The organism is Streptomyces sp. Ru62, assembly GCF_002920615.1.
Lineage (GTDB): Bacteria > Actinomycetota > Actinomycetes > Streptomycetales > Streptomycetaceae > Streptomyces.
The window spans coordinates 141,384-156,221 of the sequence record NZ_PQSU01000007.1; the positions used below are offsets into that span (position 1 = coordinate 141,384).

A 14,838-nucleotide genomic window follows, 5' to 3' on the forward strand; every position below is an offset into this window, starting at 1 on the left:
CGCGGGGTTGTCCGACCAGGGCACCTTGTTGATTTCACACAAAGGGGGGCGCAAGGGGCGTACCGGTAGGATCGCCGGGCCCCCGGCACCGGTGTGCCGGTGGCGGGGGCATACGGTGAGAGGCGTACGCCTGAGCCGGGAGGAGACAGACGGATGGGCAGTCGTACCGCGCTGGTCGAGGATCTGATGGAGCGGTTCCCGCAGGTGCCGCGGGAGGCCGTCTTCAAGGAGGACCTGCTCCGGGGCGGTGTCGCCTTCGACAAATCCGCCCTCAGTGACAACGAGGACGGGGACGTCAAACCGAAGTCCTACTTCATCTTCTCCTTCGACCACGGCACCCTGCCCGAGCTGGGCGAGGCCGCGCTGCGCCGGCCCCCGGAGGAGATCATCCTGACGGGCGGCCCGTACGACCTGAGGCGCACGGTCGTCTCCGTACGGGTGAACCCCGCCTCGCCGTACCGGGTCGCCGCCGACGAGGAAGGGATGCTCGGGCTGTATCTCGACGGCAGGCGCATCGCCGACGTCGGGGTGCCGCCGATGCCCGAGTACTACCGGCACACCCTCTCCAACGGGAAGTCCGTGATGGAGGTCGCGCCCACCATCCAGTGGGGCTACCTGATCTACCTGACCGTCTTCCGGGTCTGCCAGTACTTCGGCGCCAAGGAGGAGTGCCAGTACTGCGACATCAATCACAACTGGCGCCAGCACAAGGCTGCCGGCCGGCCCTACACCGGCGTCAAGGACGTCGAGGAGGTCCTGGAGGCGCTGGAGATCATCGACCGGTACGACACCCAGAAGGCGTCGACGGCCTACACCCTCACCGGCGGCGCGATCACCTCGAAGGTGGCGGGCCGGGACGAGGCCGACTTCTACGGCCACTACGCCAAGGCCATCGAGGAGCGCTTCCCGGGCCGCTGGATCGGCAAGGTCGTCGCGCAGGCGCTGCCCAAGGCGGACGTGCAGCGGTTCAAGGACTACGGCGTGCAGATCTACCACCCCAACTTCGAGGTGTGGGACCGCCGGCTGTTCGAGCTGTACTGCCCCGGCAAGGAGCGCTACGTCGGCCGTGACGAGTGGCACCGCCGCATCCTGGACTCCGCCGAGGTGTTCGGCGCGCGCAACGTGATCCCCAACTTCGTGGCGGGCGTGGAGATGGCCGAGCCGTTCGGCTTCACCACCGTCGACGAGGCCATCGCCTCCACCACGGAGGGCCTGCGCTTCTTCATGTCGCACGGCATCACCCCGCGCTTCACCACCTGGTGCCCGGAGCCCACCACCCCGCTCGGCAAGGCCAACCCGCAGGGCGCGCCGCTGGAGTACCACATCCGGCTGCTCCAGGCCTACCGGCAGACCATGGACGACTTCGGCCTGTCCTCCCCGCCCGGCTACGGCCCGCCCGGACCCGGCCGCGCGGTCTTCTCCGTCAGCTCCTTCATGGACAGCCTGCCCGCGGACGGCACGTCGGCGGAGGGGACGTCGTCGGAGGGGACGGAGACGGGGGAGGAGCCCGTCCGGGTGTGACCCGTCGAGGTCCCGGCGGGGTCCGGGTGTGACCCGTCGGGGTCCGGGTGTGACCCGGTGAGCAGAACCGCGTCCGCGTCCGTACCAGAGGCCGGAGTCGCGGGCTGATCGCGGCGCGCGCGCCCGCCGCCACTGTCGGTAGCCGGATGTGAACAGGCCGCTTGTCAGTTGTGGCGGGAGCGTGAAAGGCTCTGTGCCCTGCCGCGGGGTTCCCCGCAACTCCCCTTCCCCTTTGGTGAGTTGCCCTCGCTCGTGGATGCAGGAGTCCCATGCCCGACCTGCCGACCCCCCAGGACGACACCGAGGCCGCGCTGTTCTCGGAGTGCTGGGACGCGGTGCTCTCCTACGCGGACCTGTGCACCTCCGGGTCCCTGACGGCCCACCAGCTCGCCACCGAGGCGTTCACGCTCGGCATGCGGGAGGTCCGCGCCGCCGCGAGCACCCATGTGCGCGGCGCCGGCAGCCGCACCGCGCGGCTGCCGACGATCCCGGCGCTGCTCACCGCCGTACGCACCACCGCGGCCGCCTGGGAGGCGGACGGGCAGGGGCACAAGCTCGACCCCGAGCTGCGGCTGTGGCTCAACTCCGGCAGCGCGGCCCGGTTCACGGGGCCGCCGCTCGGGCGGCCGGTCGCGCTGCGCGGCCTGCGGGACATGCAGGAGGCGGACGCCGCGCTGCTCTGGCTGGCCGAGGTGGAGGCGCTCCCGCTGCCCACCGTGGCCCGCCGGCTCGGCCTGGACCCCGCCACCGTCGCCGACGAACTCGACCAGGTCCGCGGCCTGTTCCGGGACCGCTGCCACCGCGCCCACCTCGACTCGCCGATGGACGCGCAGTGCCGCAGCTACGCCCGCCTGCTGGACGCGGTCACCCGCTCGGCCGTCGCCGAGACCCCCGGCGACCTCTCCCGGCACCTCGCCACCTGCGTGCGGTGCGCCGAGGCCGCGGCCTGTCTACGCCTGCACGGCGGCGGACTGCCCGGCGCGCTGGCCGGCGGAGTGATCGGCTGGGGCGGCCTCGCCTACCTGGAACGGCGCCGCCGCGCCACCGAGGTCCGCCTCGGCGCGGGCCACCCGGGCGGCGCCGACGCCGACGACCGCGAGGAGGGCCCGGGCCGCAGCCGGGTGCTGCGCGGCGGACTCCTCGCCGCCGCGGTGCTGTTGTCGGCGCTGGCGCTCGGTGTGTCGATGATGCCGTTCGGCGGTTCCGGCGACGGCACCGCCGCCGCCCAGGACGACCGGCAGCCGGTCGCCGACCCCGGCGTCTCCCGCACCGCGGCGCGCCCCACCGCCACGGACTCCCCCTCCGACCCGGCCCCCGCGACCCGCACCGCGCGCCCGCCCGCCCGGCAGAAGCCCGACCCCGAACCGCAGGGCACCTCCTCCGCGACCCACCGCGCGGGCCCGACGAGCGCCCCCGCCACCACCCGGCCGGCCGGCTGCCGGGTCGCCTACGAGCTGGACAGCCAGTGGCCCGACGGCTTCCAGGCCACCGTCAGCGTCACCACTGACCAGTCCCTCACCGGCTGGGAGGTGTCCTGGACCTTCCGCGACGGCCAGCAGGTCGGCCAGATGTGGGACGCCACCGTGCACCAGGACGGCCCCCGCGTCACCGCCACCGCCGCCGACTACAACAAGGCGGTCGCCGCGCACGGCACCCTGTCCTTCGGCTTCCTGGGCTCCTGGGCCGACGCCAACCGCACGCCGTACCGCTTCACGCTCAACGGTTCGCCCTGCGCGGTCGGTTGACCGCGGGGGCGGAAACCGCGGGGCGTGCGGAAAATGCTTTGACGTACCGGCCCGCCCACGGGCTAGAGTTGCCTGGCACGCCGAGGTGGTGTGCGGACGCGCGAGCGAGGACGAGGAGGTGTCGACAGATGGCTGTCACTGCGCTGGGCGCTGCCCTCATCCAGGAACTCATCAAGTCCACCTCCGTGGCCACCGGCTGAACCGACCGCGCACCGTACGCGCCCGCCCGGGGCCACCCTGTGAAGGGTCTCCCTTGACTTCCACCTCCGCTGCTTTCTCCGCACTGGCTCCCTACGGCTGGGACGAGGCCTGGGCCGAGGCGTTCGCCCCGTTCGAGGCCGACGGGCTGCTGCCCGGACGGGTCGTCCGGGTCGACCGAGGACAGTGCGACATCGTCACCGCGGACGGAACCGTCCGCGCCGACACCGAGTTCGTCGTGCCCCGCGACCCGATGAAGGTCGTGTGCACGGGGGACTGGGTCGCCGTCGACCCCGGCGGCGACCCCCGGTACGTGCGCGCCTACCTGCCGCGCCGCACCGCCTTCGTCCGCTCCACCTCCTCCAAGCGGTCCGAGGGGCAGATCCTCGCCGCCAACGTCGACCACGCCGTCGTCGCCGTGTCCCTCGCCGTCGAACTCGACCTCGGCCGCGTCGAGCGCTTCCTCGCCCTCGCCTGGGAGTCCGGCGCCCAGCCCGTCGTCGTCCTCACCAAGGCCGACCTCGTGCCGGACCCGGTCACCCTGGCCCACCTCGTGCAGGACGTGGAGACCAGCGCGCCCGGCGTGCCCGTCCTCACCGTCAGCGCCCTGCACGGCGACGGACTCGACGTGCTCGTCGCGCTCGTCGGCTCCGGTACGAGCGTGCTGCTCGGCCAGTCCGGCGCGGGCAAGTCCACCCTCGCCAACGCGCTCGTCGGCGCCGACGTCATGGACGTGCGGGCGGCCCGCGACGTCGACGGCAAGGGGCGGCACACCACGACCACCCGCAACCTGCTCGCCCTGCCCTCCGGCGGGGTGCTCATCGACACACCCGGGCTGCGGGGCGTCGGCCTCTTCGACGCCGAGACCGGCGTCGGGCAGGTGTTCACCGAGATCGAGGAGCTGGCCGAGCGGTGCCGGTTCCACGACTGCGCCCACGAGTCCGAGCCGGGCTGCGCGGTGCGGTCCGCGGTGGAGAACGGGGAGCTGCCGCAGCGGCGGCTGGAGAGCTACCGGAAGCTGCTGCGGGAGAACCAGTGGATCGTGGCCAAGACGGACGCCAGGGTCCGCGCGGAGCTGCGCCGGGAGTGGAGGCGGAGGGGAGCCGAAGGGAAGGCGGCGATGGAGGCGAAGCGGGGGCGGTGGGCGTAGGGACACCCGGGCCGCGCCCGTCAGCTCCACGTCCGATTTCCGCTGGCCCCTGCCTCCCGCCCGTCCCACACTGGACCACGTGAAGGACGAAGACAGCAGGTACGAGGCGGTGCGCAGCCGGGACGGCCGGTTCGACGGGGTGTTCTTCTTCGCCGTCGAGACCACCGGCATCTACTGCCGGCCCAGCTGCCCGGCCGTGACGCCGAAACGGCGCAACGTACGGTTCTTCGCGACGGCCGCCGCCGCGCAGGGCTCCGGATTCCGGGCCTGCCGGCGGTGCCGGCCGGACGCCGTGCCGGGCTCGGCGGAGTGGAACGTCCGCGCGGACGTCGTCGGCCGGGCCATGCGCCTGATCGCCGACGGCGTCGTGGACCGCGAGGGCGTCGCCGGGCTCGCCGCGCGGCTCGGCTACAGCGCCCGGCAGGTCCAGCGGCAGCTCACCGCGGAGCTGGGCGCCGGGCCCGTGGCGCTCGCCCGGGCCCAGCGGGCGCACACCGCGCGGGTGCTGCTCCAGACCACCGGCCTGCCGGTCACCGAGATCGCGTTCGCCTCCGGGTTCGCCAGCGTGCGGCAGTTCAACGACACCATCCGGGAGGTGTACGCCGCGACCCCCACCGAGGTGCGGGCCGCCGCCCCCAGGAACCGGGCCGACCGCCGGGCCGCACCCGGCGCGGGCATCCCGCTCCGGCTCGCCCACCGCGGCCCCTACCAGTCCGCCGCCGTCTTCGACCAGCTCGCCCGGGAGGCCGTACCGGGCGTCGAGGAGGTGACCGGCGCCCCCGGCGCCCGCACCTACCGGCGCACCCTGCGGCTGCCCTACGGCACCGGCCTCGCCGCCGTCCAGGAACGCCCCCGCACCCCGCGGACCGGCACCGGCACCCGCCCGGGCGGCTGGCTCGACGCTCGGCTGCACCTCACCGACCCCCGGGACCTCACCACCGCCGTGCAGCGGCTGCGCCGGCTGTTCGACCTGGACGCCGACCCCTACGCCGTCGACGAACGGCTCGGCGCCGACCCCCGGCTCGCCCCGCTGGTCGCCGCCCGGCCCGGACTGCGCTCGCCCGGCGCCGTGGACCCGCTGGAGCCCGCCGTACGCACCCTCGCCGGCACCCACGGCGCCGGGGAACTGGTGCGCCGGTACGGCAAGGTGCTCGACGCACCCCACGGCGGCCTGACCCACCTCTTCCCGGAGCCCGCCGTCCTCGCCGAGGCCGAGCCCGGCGGCCCGCTGGGCGCGCTCGCCGCCGCCCTCGCCGACGGCACCGTACGGCTGGACCCGGGCGCCGACCGGCACGACGCCGAGGAGGCCCTGCTCGCCCTGCCCGGCATGGACCCGGCCACCGTCGCCACCCTCCGCGTGCGCGCCCTCGGCGATCCCGACGTCGCCCCGCCCGGCGCGGACGTCCCCGACAGCTGGCGGCCCTGGCGGTCGTACGCCGTCCAGCACCTGCGGGTGGCGGGGGAGCCGATCCGGTGACCGCCGGCCCGAACACCGAAACCGACCGCCCGTCCCCTGACCGCCGAGCCGAGGAAGCCGCTTCGATGACCACCGTCTACTGCACCCACCTGGACGCCCCCGTCGGGCGGCTGCTGCTCACCGCCGACGCGGACGGCGCGCTGACCTCCCTCTCCGTGCCCGGGCAGAAGGGCGGCCGGACCGTCCTGGACGGCTGGCGGCACGACCCCGGTCCGTTCCGCACCGCGGCCGACCAGCTCGCCGCCTACTTCGCCGGGGAACTGAAGGAGTTCCGGCTGCCGTTCCGGGTGACCGGCACCGAGTTCCGGCAGCGGGTCTGGGCCGCGCTGGACGAGCTGCCGTACGGCGCCACCGCCACCTACGGCGAGATCGCCGCCCGGATCGGCGCGCCCCGCGCCGCCGTTCGCGCCGTCGGCGGGGCGATCGGCGCCAACCCGCTGCTCATCGTGCGCCCTTGCCACCGGGTGATCGGCGCGAACGGATCGATGACCGGGTACGCGGGGGGACTTGAGCGCAAGGTCCGGCTGCTCACCCTGGAGGGCGTGCTCCCCTGACGCGCCGCCCGCCACGCCTCCAGCCCCCGGCGCCCTTCGCCCCACCCGCCGCGCCTCCCGCCCCGCGCCCCCACGGCCCCGTGGCTCCCCGGTGCGCCCGGTGTGCCCGTTGCGCCGAGCGGGTGGACCCCCGTCGATGCTCCGGCGGCGCGGCCCGCCCGTGTGGCACGGTCGCCTCCGACGGCCGACGGGGAAGGGCGGGCACACATGGCCAAGGTCGTACGGGTCCTCGCGGTCCTCCTCCCGGCGCTGCTGCCGGGCCTCACGGCACCGGCCGTCGCCGAACCGGCCCCGCCGCCCTGGACCGGCAGCTGGGAGACCGCGCCCTCCGGCACCGCCGCCGCGCTGCCCGGTGCCGCCGTCCGCAACGTCGTCCACCTCAGCCTCGGCGGCACCGCGGTCCGCGTCCGGCTCAGCAACCGGCTCGGCACCACGCCCCTGCGCCTCGGCGCGGTCACCGTCGCGCTGAGCCGGGCGGCCGGCCCCGAGGCCGTACCCGGCACCCTGCGCACCGCCACCTTCCGCAGCGCCACGGAGCTGACCGTCCCACCGGGCGCGGACGCGGTCACCGACCCGGTGTCGCTGCGGGTACCGGCCGGAGCCGACCTGCTCGTCACCGTGTACACGCCGGAGAACTCCGGGCCCGCCACCTACCACCGCACCGCCCTCCAGACCAGCTATGTGGCCCCGGCGGGCGCCGGCCGGGCCGCCGACGAGGACGGCAGCGCGTACACGGCGACCACCAGCCGCTGGTACTACGTCACCGGCGTCGATGTCCGCGGGCCCGCCGCCGGCAGTGTCGTCGCGTTCGGGGACTCGCTCACCGACGGCAACGGCTCCACCCCCGACACCAACCGCCGCTGGCCCGACCGACTCGCCCAACGGCTGCGCGAGCGGCGGCTCGGCGTCCTCAACGCGGGCATCGCCGGCAACCGCCTGCTGCTCGACGGCGCCGGACCGAGCGCCCTCGCCCGCCTGGACGCGGACGCGCTGGACCGGGCCGGGGTGCGGGTCCTGGTCGTCTTCGAGGGCATCAACGACATCAAGGGCACCCCGGAGGCGAACGACGCCGCCGCCTTCGCGGACGCCTACCGCACCGTGGTGGCCCGCGCCCACGCCCGCGGTGTCCGGGTCGTCGGCGTCACCCTCACCCCCTACGGCGGGTACCCCGCCTGGACCGCCGCCGGCGAGGCGGTACGGCAGCGGGTGAACGCCTTCATCCGGGACGGCGGAGCCTTCGACGCGGTCGCCGACGCGGACGCGACCGTCCGGGACCCGGACGACCCCGGTCGCATCCTGCCCGCCTACGACCCCGGCGACCACCTGCACTTCAACGACGCCGGCATGGCCGCCGTGGCCGACACCGTCCACCGCGTGCTGATCCGGGGGCCGCTCGGAGCCCACCTGACGGGCCGCGCCCACGCCACAGCGCCGGTCACCCGCGCGGCACCGCTCGCACGACCAGCAGGCGGGTGAACGGCTGCGCCGGCGCCCCCAGGGCCAGCCGTCGGTGAACGGCTTGGTCGGCATGGGGTCAGCCGGCGGTGTCGCGGGACGTCCAGCTGTTGGTGATCGGCTGCGCCGGCATGGGGTCAGCCGGCGGTTTCGCGGTGCACCCAGCCGTCGGTGATCGGCTGTGTCGGCGCACCCGGGGTCATTCGGCGGTTTCCCAGGACACCCAGACGCCGGTGAACGGCTTCGTCGGCATGGGGTCAGCCGGCGGTGTCGCGGGACACCCAGCCGCGTTCGCAGGCGTGCCAGCCCAGTTGGAGCCGGGTCGTCACCCCGGCCAGTTCCATCAGGCGTCGCACCCGGCGCTGCACGGTCCGCAGCCCCAGGTCCAGCTGTTTGGCCACGCTCGCGTCGGTCAGCCCGGCCAGCAGCAGCGACAGCACCTCCAGATCGGTGGCGTCCGGGCCGTCCGGCTCCGCCTCGGTCACCCCGGCGGCGCCGAGCCGCAGCGGCAGCGCCTCCCGCCACACCGACTCGAACAGCCCGGCGAGCAGCTCCAGCAGCCCGCTGGCGTGCACCACCAGCGCGGCCGGCTCCGACGTCCTCGACGTCAGCGGCACCATCGCGAGCGACCGGTCGGCCACCACCAGCTTCGTCGGCACCCTGTCCACCACCCGCACCCGCTCGTCCCGGCCGAGCGCCGCCGTCAGCTCGGTGAGCCCGTGCGGCAGGTCCAGCACCGCCCGCTCCACCACCACCCGGTAGCGCACCCCACGCCCGGCCGCCTGCTCCTCCGCGTCGTTCTCCATGCCGGAGACGACCACCGGGTTGCCGGTCACCAGCGCACACACCTCCTCGGCCGCGCCGAGCTGGAGCTGGAGGAAGCGCTGCGCCACCGCGGAGGCGCCGGTCACCACCTCCACCAAGTCGTGCACCGCCGGTTCGGCCGCCGCCGCCCGGTACTCCTCCGCGAGCAGCGCCGCCGCCAGCTCCGCCTTCTCCAGTTCGTGCCGCTGCTGGGCGAGCAGCGCGCCCAGCGCCACCCCGGGCGGAGCCGCCACCCAGCGGCCCGGCCACGCCGAGGACTGAGCCGCGAGACCCCGCCGCTCCAGCCGGCGCAGCGCCCGCTCGGTGTCCTGCTCGGCCAGCGTCAGGCGCCGCGCCAGATCGGTGACGTCGGCCGCGCCCACGGACACCAGCGCCCGGTACGCCGCCTCGTGCGTCTCGTCCAGCCCCAGCGCTGCCAGCATCGCCCCGCGTCCCTCCCCTGTGCACAAACCGACGGAAGCGGAGCGGCATGGCGGAAACCGGCCACGGCGCAAACCCGCCGCCGACATCATCGCCGCACCGGGGGTGACTCTGCCAAGGTGGGTCCGGACGTCGCCGGGCGGTCCTCCCGTGGGGGGTGGGGCCGCCCGGCGGCCATCAACCGTTTCTCGTACGGCAGTTCACCCGCTCACCCGATACGCCGTTCGACGGGGGGCGATGCGCCGGATTTTCCCGATGCCCCGTTTTCCCACCGCCCGTGCGGTGGACAATCAGGGGCATGAGCCAGCAGGGGGGAACTCCCGCCCGTCGCGACGACGACTGGTGGGGCCAGCTGTACGACGACTCCACCGAGGACACGGGTCCCACGGCAGCGCCCGATTCCGTGGACGACCGCTTCGCCTCGGCGCGGAACGCGGTGGGGGGACGGCCGACGGACACGGCGGAACGAGGACCGTCGGATCCGGCACCGGTGGATGCGGGACCGGTGGATCCCGGACCAGTCGAGCCGGCGCCTCCGGAACCGGCACCCGTGAAAGCGCCGGTGCCGACGCAACGCGCTGCGCCGCCGCCACCGGCAGAACCCGCCCTCCCCACCGATCTGGCGCTCCCCGCCGAGTTCGCCCCGCCCGCGGAGAGCCCTCCACCGTCGGTGAGCACCCCGCCCACCGAGAGCACCCCGCCCACCGAGAGCGCACCGCCATCCGAGAGCACCCCGCCCTCCCCACCCCCCTGCGTCGACTACGTCGGCTCCGGTCCCCCCACCTACGACCCCGAGCCCACCGCGCTTCCGCTCGCCGAACCGGACGGGCTCGGCGAGCTGGTCGCGGACACCGTGCTGGACGGCGCCCGGTACGGCGCCTGCACCCTGCGGGCCGTCTCGCTGCGCGGGGACTCGGCCCGGTACCGGGGCGAGCCGCGCCGGGACGCGTTGCTCACCGCCCGGTTCGGGGCGGGAGAACAGGCGCTGGTCCTGGTCGCGATGGCCACCGGTGCCCGGGCCGCGCCGGGCGCGCACCTGGCGGCGGCCGAGGCGTGCCGCTGGATCGGGCGGGCCGTGGGCCGCAGCCACCAGCGGCTCGTGGAGGACATCCGCGCGGCCCGGCGCGGCGACCTGAAGTCGGGTCTGCACCGGCTGACCGACCGCAGTCTCGGCAGGCTCCGCGCGAGCGCCGCCGAACAGGGCCTGGACCCCGAGGAGTACACGGCGAGCCTGCGCTGTCTGCTGCTGCCCGCCGACCCGGACTGCCGTACCCGCGTGTTCTTCGGCGTCGGGGACGGCGGGCTGTTCCGGTTGCGGGACGACGCCTGGCAGGACATCGAGCCGCAGGTCGGGCCGGAGGACGGTACCGGCGCACCCGTCGCCGGCCCCGGCTCGCCGCCGGAGCGGACGCCCGAGGGCGACCGGCTGACGATGGACCTCGGCCTCCCGGCCCCGCCGAGCCCGTTCGAGCCCGCGGTGCCGGCCCCGGAGCCGCCTCGCGAGCCGTTCCGGTTCCGGGCCTCGGTAGCCCGCCCGGGTGATGTGCTGGTGATGTGCACGGCGGGCCTGGCCGGCCCGCTGCGCGACGAGCCCGCCCTCTGCGCCTTCCTGGCCCGCCGCTGGTCGGGGCCTACCCCGCCGGGCCTCACGGCCTTCCTCACCGACGCCCAGGTACGGGTGAAGGGCTACGCCGACGACCGTACGGCGGCGGCCGTGTGGGAGGCGTGATCACCGCCCCTGTGGATTGATGGAACGGGAGGGCCGTATCCCGGGACAGCGAAGGGGCTGACGCGCGCCATGGCCAAACAGAACGTCGCCGAGCAGTTCGTCGACATCCTCGTCCGCGCCGGGGTGCGGCGCCTGTACGGCGTCGTCGGCGACAGCCTCAACCCGGTCGTGGACGCCGTCCGCCGCAATGCCGCCATCGACTGGATCCATGTCCGTCACGAGGAGTCCGCCGCCTTCGCGGCCGGCGCCGAGGCCCAGATCACCGGGAAGCTGGCCGCCTGCGCGGGCTCCTGCGGCCCGGGCAACCTGCACCTGATCAACGGCCTGTACGACGCCCACCGCTCGATGGCCCCGGTGCTGGCCCTCGCCTCGCACATCCCGTCGAGCGAGATCGGCCTCGGTTACTTCCAGGAGACCCATCCGGAACGGCTGTTCCAGGAGTGCAGCCACTACTGCGAGCTGATCTCCAGCCCGAAGCAGATGCCCCGGCTGCTGCAGACCGCCATCCAGCACGCGGTCGGCCGCAGCGGGGTGAGCGTGGTGGCCCTGCCCGGCGACATCGCCGCCGAACCGGCCCCGGAGAAGGCGGCGCAGAGCGCGCTCGTCACCTCCCGGCCCACCGTGCGGCCGGGCGACGCCGAGATCGACGCGCTCGCGGAGATGATCGACGAGGCCGACAGGGTCACCCTGTTCTGCGGGAGCGGCACGGCCGGCGCCCACGCCGAGGTCATGGAGTTCGCCGGGAGGATCAAGTCGCCGGTCGGGCACGCGCTGCGCGGCAAGGAGTTCATCCAGTACGACAACCCGTACGACGTCGGCATGAGCGGACTGCTCGGCTACGGCGCCGCCTACGAGGCCACCCACGAGTGCGATCTGCTGATCCTGATCGGCACCGACTTCCCGTACAACGCGTTCCTGCCGGACGACGTGCGGATCGCGCAGATCGACGTACGGCCCGAGGTGCTCGGCCGCCGCTCGCGGCTCGACCTGGCCGTGTGGGGCGACGTCCGCGAGACGCTGCGGTGCCTGGTCCCGCGCGTCAGGGAGAAGACGGACCGGCGATTCCTCGACCGGATGCTGAAGAGGCACGCCGACGCGCTGGAGGGCGTGGTCAAGGCGTACACCCGGAAGGTCGACAAGCACATCCCGATCCATCCCGAGTACGTGGCCGCGGTACTGGACGAAGTCGCCGACGAGGACGCCGTGTTCACCGTGGACACCGGGATGTGCAACGTCTGGGCCGCCCGGTACGTCTCGCCCAACGGCCGCCGCCGGATCATCGGTTCCTTCTCGCACGGGTCGATGGCGAACGCGCTGCCGATGGCCATCGGCGCCCAGTTCACCGACCGGCACCGGCAGGTGGTCGCCATGGCCGGGGACGGCGGGTTCTCCATGCTGATGGGGGACTTCCTGACCCTCGTGCAGTACGACCTGCCGGTCAAGGTGGTGCTGTTCAACAACTCCTCCCTCGGCATGGTCGAACTGGAGATGCTGGTCGCCGGGCTGCCCTCGTACGGCACCACCAACACCAACCCCGACTTCGCCGCCGTCGCCCGGGCCTGCGGCGCGTACGGCGTGCGCGTGGAGAAGCCCAAGCAGCTCGCCGGGGCCCTCAGGGACGCCTTCCGGCACAAGGGGCCGGCCCTGGTCGACGTCGTCACCGACCCCAACGCCCTGTCCATCCCGCCGAAGATCAGCGCCGAGATGGTGACCGGGTTCGCGCTGTCCGCCTCCAAGATCGTGCTGGACGGCGGGGTCGGCCGGATGCTCCAGATGGCCCGCTCCAACCTGCGCAACGTACCGCGGCTCTGAGGGGGGTGATTTCGGCCAGTTTCACGTGGCGTGACGACGTGACGTCAGCCGGTGCCGGACGCGGCCGGACCGGTGTCCCGGGGCTTCCGTGGCGTCCGGCGGCGTCCGGTGAGCGCGAGGTCCGGCCGCGGAGGTGTCCGACGGCCGGGCCGGGCGGGGTGCGGATATGGCCGAACCACCGGTCATCGGGCATGCGCCAGGACTGCCCGGGAGCCTGCTGGGCAAGCATCCCCCCGTGAACGTGTTCGACCAGGAGGGGCAGGGACCGGCGGCGTGCGGGCGGGGGTCATGAAGAGGCAGGCGCGAGGGGGCGGTCCCGTGACGGTAGGGGCCTTCTCGGCGACAACGGGGGAAGAGACCGACACCACCACCGAACACGCGCGGCGGCTGCGGCGCGAGCTGGGCCGGGCGGACCTCAGGGCGGTGCCGGAGGCCCGCCGGGAGCTGCGCGAACTGCTGCGGCACTGGGGCAAACCGGGCCGCTCGGAGATCGCCGAGCTGCTCACCAGCGAACTCGTCACCAACGCGCTCGTCCACACCGACGACGACGCCGTCCTCACGGCCGTCGTGGACCCCGGCGGACTGCGCGTGGAGGTACGCGACTTCGTGGCCCGCAGACCCGAGCCGCGGGCGCCGGACACGGACGACGACACCCACGGCCGGGGCCTGCTGCTGGTGCAGTCCCTCGCCGACGCCTGGGGCGTACGGCCGCACGAGGTGGGCAAGTCGGTGTGGTTCGAACTCGGCGCCGAGGCGGCGTGAGGCGGAGCGCAACGGGACGGGGGCGTGACCCGCGCGGTCACGCCCCCGTCCCGTACCGCGGTGGCACCGCGGGGCCGGCTGTCAGCCGAACTGCTGCTCCAGGTCCTTCAGCTTGCGCTCCAGGGAGTCCAGGCGCGGCAGGGCCATGGTGTCGTCCTCGGCGGTGAGGTCGACGGTCACCGGCTCACTCCCGCTGGGGACCCGCTGCAGGGAGGGCCGTGCGCGGACGGGCAGTTGCTCCGCGGTCGATATGGCAGGCTCCGCGGTCGCGGGAGCCGGGCCGCGCTCCACGGCCTGCACCTCGACCTGGCGGCCGGCACCCCGGCCGACGAAGCCGCGCTGGCCCCGGCTGATCGCCTTCAGCTGGGCGCGCTCCACACGCTGCTGGTCGCGCCGCCGCTGCCGGGTCTCCTCCTTCTGCCGCTTGTCCTCCCGGACCTCCTCGACGGCCTCGTCGAGGCTGCGCACGCCCTCCAGGAGCATCAGCGACCAGGCCTTGTACGTCTCGCGGGGCGCCCGCACCCAGCGCACGATCCGGATCTGCGGCAGCGGACGGGGCACCAGGCCCTGCTCGCGCAGCGCGGCCCGGCGGGTCTGCTTCAACGCCCGGTCGAACAGTACGGCCGCCGACAGCGACATGCCGGAGAAGAACTGCGGCGCACCGGCGTGCCCGACGCCCCGGGGCGCGTGCACCCAGTTGAACCAGGCCGCCGCCGCTGCGAACAGCCAGACCAGTATCCGGGAACCGAGCGCCGCGTCACCGTGGCTGGCCTCGCGGACCGCGAGGACGGAGCAGAACATCGCCGCGCCGTCCAGGCCGAACGGCACCAGGTACTGCCAGCCGTCGGTCAGCCCGAGGTTCTGCTCACCGAAGCCGACGAGGCCGTGGAAGGACAGGGCCGCCGCCACCGCCGCACAGCAGAACAGGAGTACGTAGGAGGCCGTGCCGTAGATGGCCTCCTTGCGCCTGCGGCGCTCCTCGCTGCGCTCCCACGAGTCGTCCGCGCTCGCGTTCTCCCCGGAGGAGCGCTTTCCGCGCGCGAGCACCGCCACCGCCGCCAGCACGCCCAGGAGCAGTACGGCGCCCGGAAGCAACCAGTTCAGCGATATGTCGGTCAGTCTCATCAGGGGTCCCTTGCATTGGGATAGGGCGTAACGCCCGCCATAGTGGCCCACTCCCGAGGGCCCTC

11 protein-coding genes are annotated in these 14,838 nt (G+C 74.4%); 9 read left to right on the top strand and 2 right to left on the bottom strand.

Annotated elements, in window-relative coordinates:
• Positions 1-153 precede the first annotated feature (153 nt).
• The 6 genes from C3492_RS11760 to C3492_RS11785 all read left to right on the top strand — a co-directional run bounded on the left by C3492_RS11760 (position 154) and on the right by C3492_RS11785 (position 8,121).
• Positions 154-1,521: a radical SAM protein gene (locus C3492_RS11760; protein ID WP_103811684.1), complete on the top strand. Its 1,368-nt coding sequence runs from the start codon at positions 154-156 to the stop codon at positions 1,519-1,521.
• Between the two features lie 269 nt (positions 1,522-1,790).
• On the top strand, positions 1,791-3,266 hold the full coding sequence (locus C3492_RS11765; RefSeq protein WP_103811685.1) for a cellulose-binding domain-containing protein: 1,476 nt from the start codon (positions 1,791-1,793) through the stop codon (positions 3,264-3,266).
• A gap of 253 nt (positions 3,267-3,519) precedes the next feature.
• Positions 3,520-4,614 (top strand): ribosome small subunit-dependent GTPase A, encoded by a 1,095-nt coding sequence (rsgA, locus tag C3492_RS11770; protein WP_103811686.1) that lies wholly within the window; start codon positions 3,520-3,522, stop codon positions 4,612-4,614.
• Positions 4,615-4,693: 79 nt separating this feature from the next.
• Complete coding sequence (locus C3492_RS11775; protein WP_103811687.1) at positions 4,694-6,091, top strand: DNA-3-methyladenine glycosylase 2 family protein; 1,398 nt, start codon at positions 4,694-4,696, stop codon at positions 6,089-6,091.
• A gap of 65 nt (positions 6,092-6,156) precedes the next feature.
• On the top strand, positions 6,157-6,645 hold the full coding sequence (locus tag C3492_RS11780) for a methylated-DNA--[protein]-cysteine S-methyltransferase (protein WP_103811688.1): 489 nt from the start codon (positions 6,157-6,159) through the stop codon (positions 6,643-6,645).
• 207 nt (positions 6,646-6,852) lie between these two features.
• The gene (locus C3492_RS11785; protein WP_103811689.1) at positions 6,853-8,121 is read left to right on the top strand and encodes an SGNH/GDSL hydrolase family protein; all 1,269 of its coding nucleotides are present in this window, start codon (positions 6,853-6,855) and stop codon (positions 8,119-8,121) included.
• 236 nt (positions 8,122-8,357) lie between these two features.
• Here C3492_RS11785 and C3492_RS11790 read toward each other — a convergent pair whose 3' ends face one another.
• Positions 8,358-9,347, bottom strand: coding sequence for a helix-turn-helix transcriptional regulator (locus C3492_RS11790; RefSeq protein ID WP_103811690.1), 990 nt, complete (start codon positions 9,345-9,347; stop codon positions 8,358-8,360).
• Positions 9,348-9,643: 296 nt separating this feature from the next.
• Here C3492_RS11790 and C3492_RS11800 point away from each other — a divergent pair, with 296 nt between their 5' ends.
• The 3 genes from C3492_RS11800 (at position 9,644) to C3492_RS11815 (ending at position 13,648) form a co-directional block, all read left to right on the top strand.
• Complete coding sequence (locus C3492_RS11800) at positions 9,644-11,074, top strand: protein phosphatase 2C domain-containing protein (RefSeq protein ID WP_103811691.1); 1,431 nt, start codon at positions 9,644-9,646, stop codon at positions 11,072-11,074.
• 69 nt (positions 11,075-11,143) lie between these two features.
• Positions 11,144-12,886 (top strand): pyruvate dehydrogenase, encoded by a 1,743-nt coding sequence (locus tag C3492_RS11805; protein ID WP_103811692.1) that lies wholly within the window; start codon positions 11,144-11,146, stop codon positions 12,884-12,886.
• A gap of 318 nt (positions 12,887-13,204) precedes the next feature.
• Positions 13,205-13,648, top strand: a complete 444-nt coding sequence (locus tag C3492_RS11815; RefSeq protein WP_103811694.1) for an ATP-binding protein — start codon at positions 13,205-13,207, stop codon at positions 13,646-13,648.
• Between the two features lie 81 nt (positions 13,649-13,729).
• Here C3492_RS11815 and C3492_RS11820 read toward each other — a convergent pair whose 3' ends face one another.
• Entirely contained in the window at positions 13,730-14,773 is a 1,044-nt protein-coding gene (locus C3492_RS11820; protein ID WP_103811695.1) for a DUF2637 domain-containing protein, read from the bottom strand.
• Positions 14,774-14,838 lie beyond the last annotated feature (65 nt).